The following is a 6,322-nucleotide window of genomic DNA, read 5'->3' as shown; positions in this document are numbered from 1 at the left end:
GGGAACAGATCCAGTTGAGAGGTTACGAGAACAACTCCCTTACTCCCGTAGACCCGATAACCTTCGCCCAGGAAGGGGGTATTGTGTACAATAAATACACCATGGAACTCAGATATCCGCTGACCCTGAAGCCTTCAGCCTCTATTTATGGCCTGACATTTTTGGAAGCAGGTAACTCTTTCAACAATTTTAAGGACTTTAATCCGTTTCAACTAAAAAGGTCGGCCGGTGTGGGCCTGAGGATTTTCATGCCTGCCTTTGGTTTACTGGGGATAGATTTTGGCTACGGATTTGATGAGGACCTGAGACCACAGTCTGTGGGGAACGGTCCGAGTGGCTGGCAGACGCACTTTATCATAGGCCAGCAATTCTAGGATTTTCTACTTCCCTTTAAAAAGGTAAAGCGCTCATACTAAAAGTTTTAATAATTTTGGCACGATATTTTCTATGTACTAAACCTGAGTAACATGAAGACAAACGTTCTTTTAATCACTGTCTTGTTCCTGACCGCCTTCAATGCCATCGCGCAGCGGGGTGTACGGATCGGATATGTAGACATGGAGTATATCCTGGAAAATGTGGAGGAATATCGGGAGGCAAATGAGCAACTCGAGAATCGGGTTCAGAGATGGAAACTTGAGATAGAGGAGAAGCAGGGAGTGATCGATCAGATGAAGAAAGACCTGATGGCCGAAAAAGTGCTGCTTACGGATGAGCTGATCGCCGAGCGTACAGAAGAGATCCAGATCCTTGAAAAGGAAATGCTGGATTACCAGCAAAACAGGTTTGGACCTAATGGGGATCTCGTCCTGCAAAAGCAAAGATTGATACAGCCGATCCAGGACCAGGTATTCAACGAAGTTCAGGCGATAGGAGCCAATAAAAAGTACGATTTTATTTTCGATAAATCTGCGGATGTCGTAATGTTGTACTCCGAAAAAAGGCACGATATCAGCGAATTAGTGCTGAGGGGTATCGCCAGGACCAGGAGGGTCAGCAAGCCGAATAAGGCGGCTGAAAGAGCGAGAATAGAAGCTTTTGAGGCAGCCGCTGCCGAGGAAGAGGAAGAAATGACGGACGCCCTGAGAGAAAGGCTTGAAAAAGCCCAGGAGGCAGATTCCCTGCGAAGACAAACGGCTGAGGACAAAAGAGCGGAACAGCTCAGACTCAGGGAGGAACGCAAGAAGGCCTATGAGGAAAGGAGGAAGAAACTCCTGGAAGAACGCGAAGCCAAGCAAAAGGAGAAGGAAGCTGAAAGGGCCAAGCAGACCGAACAAAAAAAGGATACAGTTAATTAGTACGGATTCAATTATAACACTCAAATAGTAAATTTAAAGTCATGAAACACTTGAAAAATGTAGCAGTAGCCATCTTGTTTTTTGTTGCCGCTACGGGGTTTGTCAACGCTCAAAGCAAAGTTGCACACATCAATGTAACCGAGCTCCTGTCGGCCATGCCGGAGATGAAAGCTGCACAGGCAGAACTGAAGAAACTGCAGGAAACCTACAAGGCGGATATAGAAAGCTCAATGACCGAGTTGCGCAACAAGTATACGCAATACCAAAGCGAGGCCTCTTCCAAGACCAAGGAGGAAAACGAAAAGAGAGCCGTAGAGCTCCAGGGCTTTGAGAGGAATATCGGTGAAGCACAGCAGGCTGCACAGCAGGAACTGGCTAAAAAGCAGGCCGAACTGTTCCAGCCGATCTCGGAAAAAGCCATGGCAGCCATCGAAAAGGTAGCTGCTGCCCAGGGCATCGAATATGTGATGGACTCCACCCAGGGAGGCGGACTCATCGTAGCCAAGGGTAAAGACCTGCTTCCTGAAGTAAAAAGGGAACTGGGATTCTGATCGAAAAACAATCCACTGAAAAAACCGTCCTCACCAGGGCGGTTTTTTTATTTTTACAGTAATCAAATCACCACAGATCTTGGACAACAGACCCATAGGTATTTTCGATTCCGGAGTAGGGGGGATATCGATCTGGAAAGAGATCAGATCAAAACTCCCTGCCGAGGATACACTCTACCTCGCAGACAGCAGGAATGCTCCCTATGGTGAAAAAGCTCCCGAGCAAATCCTGGATCTCAGTATCAAGAACACGGAATGGCTGCTGGATAAAGGTTGCAAACTCATCGTCGTCGCCTGTAATACAGCCACGACCAACGCCATTGATCACCTGAGGGCGCATTACCCCGTTCCCTTTATCGGGATAGAACCTGCCATTAAGCCCGCGGCCCTTGGATCCACCTCCGGGAAGGTGGGCGTGCTGGCCACAAAGGGAACCCTCAGCAGTGCGCTGTTCCACAGCACCTCCAGAAACCACGCCTCCCATATCGAGATCCTCGAACAGGAAGGCAGGGGCCTGGTGGAATTGATCGAACAGGGGAAGGCCCATTCAGAGGATACACGCAAGCTTATCCGCCAATACGTGCAGCCTATGGTGGCAGCCGGGATAGACCATCTTGTGCTGGGGTGTACGCATTATCCCCATCTCATCCCAGTGCTTAAAGAGGAATTGCCGGAGGGGATCAGGATCATAGACTGCGGGGAGGCAGTGGCGAGACAAACCTTCCGTATTCTGGAGGAACACAATCTGCTCTCATCGGAAAAGGACCGGACGATCCATCAATTTTACAGCAATGCAGACCACAAATTACTATCCCGCTTCCTTGAAGGGGTATCCGGTGATGTAAGGGTCACCTACTTAGATTTCTGACGGCGGGAATAAGTGCGATAAGTAAAGGGAACAGCATGTCGCTCATCTGCCGGGTGCCGTTCTTCCCTGAGGAGTTCCCATTGTCCGGGATCGATCTCGGGAAAAAATGCATCGGCTTCATATGATGCATGTACCCGCGTAATTTCCAGCAGGTTCGCATCGGCCATGGCCTGGGTGTAGATCTCTCCACCCCCTATGATGTAAACGGTCTCTTCCTGCGCAGCCCTCTCATAGGCCTCCTGCAATGAATGTACGACAACACACTGTTCGTATGGTGTGGTATAAGACCTGTCGCGGGTAATGATGATATGAAACCTGTTGGGGAGGGGCTTTGGGAAGCTCTCAAAGGTCTTCCTTCCCATGATGATCGTATGCCCGGTGGTGATGGCCTTAAAACGTTTGAAGTCGTCAGGAAGATGCCAGAGCAATTTATTGTCCTTCCCCAGGGCGTTGTTCTCGGCGGCTGCGGCTATGATGATAATGTTCCTCATTCCGCTTTTTTTTTAGGGGTCGATGGAAGGGGAAATTCCCGCTCTATCTCTTGTTTAAGGGCGGCTATCTTCTCCTTTTGTGCGATGATGAGTTTTTCGCGCTGAGACCGCTCCCAGTCCTTCCCTATAAATGGCGACAGGATGAAGACATTGACCAGGTGAACCACAAAAAGGATACCCCATACCCCTACAACCCAGTAAGACCAGTCGTAATCGGCTCCGTAATTAAACACCTTGTTGAGCAATACCAGCCCTACACCTCCGATCAGGAACCACACAAAATGCCGGTACAGATTCTTTTTGCGTTGGATTCGCTCCTGGGCGTGTTCGATCAGATCGTGTTGTTCCAGGTCCAACCCGGATTCTTTTCTGTGCTTCGAAATCATCTCAATCACTATCTTTAACAACAAAGATAGGCCAATTCCCATTGTATTTCGCGCATGGAGTTTAGCGATATGGTGACGGCCTGATCTCCCGTACCTGTTGATTTTAGAACATCAGAATAAGACCTATGGCCAAATTCAATCCCGACAGTCTGAGAAATTCCTTCCCTGTGGTAAAGCACACCCTCTATTTCAATACTGCGGCCATCGGGCTGATGTCTGAAGAACTGCTGGAATGGCGTCAGGAACACGATCTCGACTTCCTCATCGGGGGGAGTGAAATGAAGATGGAGAGCTTCCAGATGATCTCCGGGGTAAGGGACACCCTGGGGGAATTCTTCCATTGTCACCGGCAGAGGATCGCCCTGGTCCCGAATTTTTCGCTCGGACTGAACTTGCTGCTGGAAGGCTTGCCAAAAGAGTCAAGAGTATTGTTGCTGGAAACGGATTACCCGTCAGTGAACTGGCCTTTTGAAAGCAGGGGATTTCCTGTCTCGTACGCCACCCTGGGCTACGACCTCGAGGAGCAGATAGACAAAAAATTAAAGGAAGCGACCTATGACGTTTTTGCCTTCAGCCTGGTGCAATGGGAGGACGGAATAAGATTAGATCCCGAATTTATCAGGTATGTCAGAGACCAGTATCCCGATCTCTTGCTGATCGCTGACGGCACCCAATGCTGCGGAGCCTGCGATTTCAATTTTGATGCATCGGGTCTTGATGTCCTCGGTGGCAGCGGATATAAATGGTTGCTGGCAGGGACCGGGAATGGATACATGCTCTTTTCCGAAAGAGCTTCTCGCTTCTTCTCCCCAAAATCAACAGGATTCAATGCCGTCAATGCAAAACTGGAGGATAAAGGGAATATCCGCCTTCCCAAACACCTGGAACCGGGCCACCTGGACAGCCTCTGTTTTGGCAGTCTGGACTTCTCAGTGAAAAGACTAATGGAATGGGGGTTGGAAAACATAGAGGCATACAACGGTCGGATCGTCAGTCGCGCGGCAGAGAACCTGGCAGAGCTCAAACTGCTGGATGAGGCCGTGATGAGGAGGAAGGTACATGGAAATATACTCAACATCAGGGGAGACGACCGTTTGTTCAAATACCTGGCCCAAAACGAGGTGAGTTGTTCACAGAGAGGTGGGGGAATACGGTTGAGTTTGCACCTGTACAATTCTATAAGTGATGTTGACCGGCTCGTACAGATCCTGAAATCTGCTGATTCCTCCTTGACTAGTCCTGAAAAGTAACGGTCCAAAATTACGGATGTCAATTTTTTGTAACAGTATTATTATGAATTTGATAATAATGTGTTAATCATTGGAAATGAGTGTTTTAATATTATAATTTTGTCCCAAATTCTAAAACCGATTAAGATGGCTATTACTAAACAATACTTGAAATCAAAACCTGTAGTAAAAGTAACCTTTACTGTTCCTGCAGAAGATGCAAAAAAAGTGGCTGTTGTGGGTGACTTCAACAACTGGAACCCAAAAGGCAGCACGCTGAAAAAATTAAAGAACGGAAACTTCAAAGGCACTTTCGACCTTCCTAAGGAGAACACCTATGAATTCCGTTACCTGGTAGACGGCACCTATGTCAATGAGACCGAGGCCGATCGTTACCAGTGGAACGACTACGCCGGTGCTGAGAACGCCGTGTTGGAACTGTAATTCACTTCCAGAAAAGACTGTGATCCGGGATCTTTCGAAAAGGTCCCGGATTTTTTTTGTCTGAGTATTAAAGAAAAAAAAGGACTACTGGAATATAGTTGTCCTTCTTTATTGGTTTCTGGCCGGAAGAGATATTATAGTATCAAACTGCCACCATTCCCTTAATATGGGGATGCGGATTGTAATCCAGGAGGGTAAAGTCCTCGAACTTGAAATCGAAGATATCCTTTACCTCCGGATTCAGCACCATTTTGGGGAGGGGTCTGATGTCCCTGCTCAGCTGCAGTTCGATCTGCTCCAGGTGGTTGTTGTAAATATGGGCATCTCCGAAGGTGTGGACAAATTCTCCCGGTTTATAGCCGCAAACCTGGGCCACCATGAGGGTGAAAAGGGCATAGGAGGCTATGTTGAAGGGCACGCCCAGGAAAATATCCGCACTCCTCTGGTAGAGCTGGCAGGAGAGTTTGCCATCGGCCACATAGAACTGGAAAAAGGCGTGGCACGGAGGCAGGGCGGCCTTGCCATCGGCCACGTTCTCGCTAAAAGATTTTGAGGGATCAGGCAGCACGCTGGGGTTCCAGGCAGCCACCAGCATCCTCCTGCTGTCCGGATTGTTCTTAAGGTTATGGATGAGGTTTTTGATCTGGTCGATCCCATCCCCGTTCCAGTTGCGCCACTGGTAGCCGTAGACAGGCCCCAGATCGCCTTTCTCGTCGGCCCATTCATTCCAGATGCGTACCCCATTCTCCTGCAGGTATTTCACATTCGTATCCCCTTTGAGAAACCACAACAGTTCGTGTACGATAGATTTCAGGTGTAGTTTTTTAGTGGTGACCAAGGGAAATCCCTCATTGAGATCGAACCGCATCTGGTACCCGAAAACCGATATGGTGCCGGTTCCGGTACGGTCGCTTTTCCTGTTTCCGTTTTCCAGCACGTAATTGAGGAGGTCGTGATATTGCTTCATTTGGGATGTTGATAATGGTACGGATGTAAAAATAAAAAAAGCTCCACTTCGGTGAAGGTGCCTTCTTCGGCTTCTTTTGAAAACTTAT

At 48.4% G+C, this 6,322-nt stretch carries 9 protein-coding genes; 6 read left to right on the top strand and 3 right to left on the bottom strand.

What is annotated here, in order from left to right:
* From ABYP73_RS01280 to murI, 4 genes are all read left to right on the top strand, one after another.
* Positions 1-374: BamA/TamA family outer membrane protein (locus ABYP73_RS01280; RefSeq protein WP_372973226.1), on the top strand; the 374-nt coding region annotated here is incomplete at its 5' end.
* A 93-nt stretch (positions 375-467) separates the two neighbouring features.
* On the top strand, positions 468-1,298 hold the full coding sequence (locus ABYP73_RS01275; RefSeq protein WP_372945287.1) for an OmpH family outer membrane protein: 831 nt from the start codon (positions 468-470) through the stop codon (positions 1,296-1,298).
* A 41-nt stretch (positions 1,299-1,339) separates the two neighbouring features.
* Positions 1,340-1,849, top strand: a complete 510-nt coding sequence (locus tag ABYP73_RS01270) for an OmpH family outer membrane protein (protein WP_372945286.1) — start codon at positions 1,340-1,342, stop codon at positions 1,847-1,849.
* Positions 1,850-1,928: 79 nt separating this feature from the next.
* The gene (gene murI, locus ABYP73_RS01265) at positions 1,929-2,717 is read left to right on the top strand and encodes a glutamate racemase (protein ID WP_372973225.1); all 789 of its coding nucleotides are present in this window, start codon (positions 1,929-1,931) and stop codon (positions 2,715-2,717) included.
* Here the strand turns inward: murI and ABYP73_RS01260 are convergent.
* On the bottom strand, positions 2,702-3,208 hold the full coding sequence (locus tag ABYP73_RS01260; protein ID WP_372945284.1) for a dihydrofolate reductase: 507 nt from the start codon (positions 3,206-3,208) through the stop codon (positions 2,702-2,704). The genes murI and ABYP73_RS01260 overlap by 16 nt on opposite strands.
* Positions 3,205-3,594, bottom strand: coding sequence for a 2TM domain-containing protein (locus tag ABYP73_RS01255; protein WP_372973224.1), 390 nt, complete (start codon positions 3,592-3,594; stop codon positions 3,205-3,207). The genes ABYP73_RS01260 and ABYP73_RS01255 overlap by 4 nt, the downstream gene beginning before the upstream one ends.
* 125 nt (positions 3,595-3,719) lie before the next feature.
* Here ABYP73_RS01255 and ABYP73_RS01250 point away from each other — a divergent pair, with 125 nt between their 5' ends.
* Both ABYP73_RS01250 and ABYP73_RS01245 read left to right on the top strand, forming a co-directional pair.
* Positions 3,720-4,844 (top strand): aminotransferase class V-fold PLP-dependent enzyme, encoded by a 1,125-nt coding sequence (locus ABYP73_RS01250; RefSeq protein ID WP_372945282.1) that lies wholly within the window; start codon positions 3,720-3,722, stop codon positions 4,842-4,844.
* A 126-nt stretch (positions 4,845-4,970) separates the two neighbouring features.
* On the top strand, positions 4,971-5,267 hold the full coding sequence (locus ABYP73_RS01245; RefSeq protein WP_372973223.1) for an isoamylase early set domain-containing protein: 297 nt from the start codon (positions 4,971-4,973) through the stop codon (positions 5,265-5,267).
* 142 nt (positions 5,268-5,409) lie between these two features.
* On the opposite strand, the gene ABYP73_RS01240 is transcribed toward ABYP73_RS01245, so the two are convergent.
* Entirely contained in the window at positions 5,410-6,234 is an 825-nt protein-coding gene (locus ABYP73_RS01240) for a thymidylate synthase (RefSeq protein ID WP_372973222.1), read from the bottom strand.
* Positions 6,235-6,322: the final 88 nt, after the last annotated feature.

This window comes from Muriicola sp. (assembly GCF_041567615.1).
In the GTDB taxonomy this organism is placed as follows: domain Bacteria; phylum Bacteroidota; class Bacteroidia; order Flavobacteriales; family Flavobacteriaceae; genus Muriicola.
This window is presented reverse-complemented; position numbering and strand designations above follow the sequence as displayed.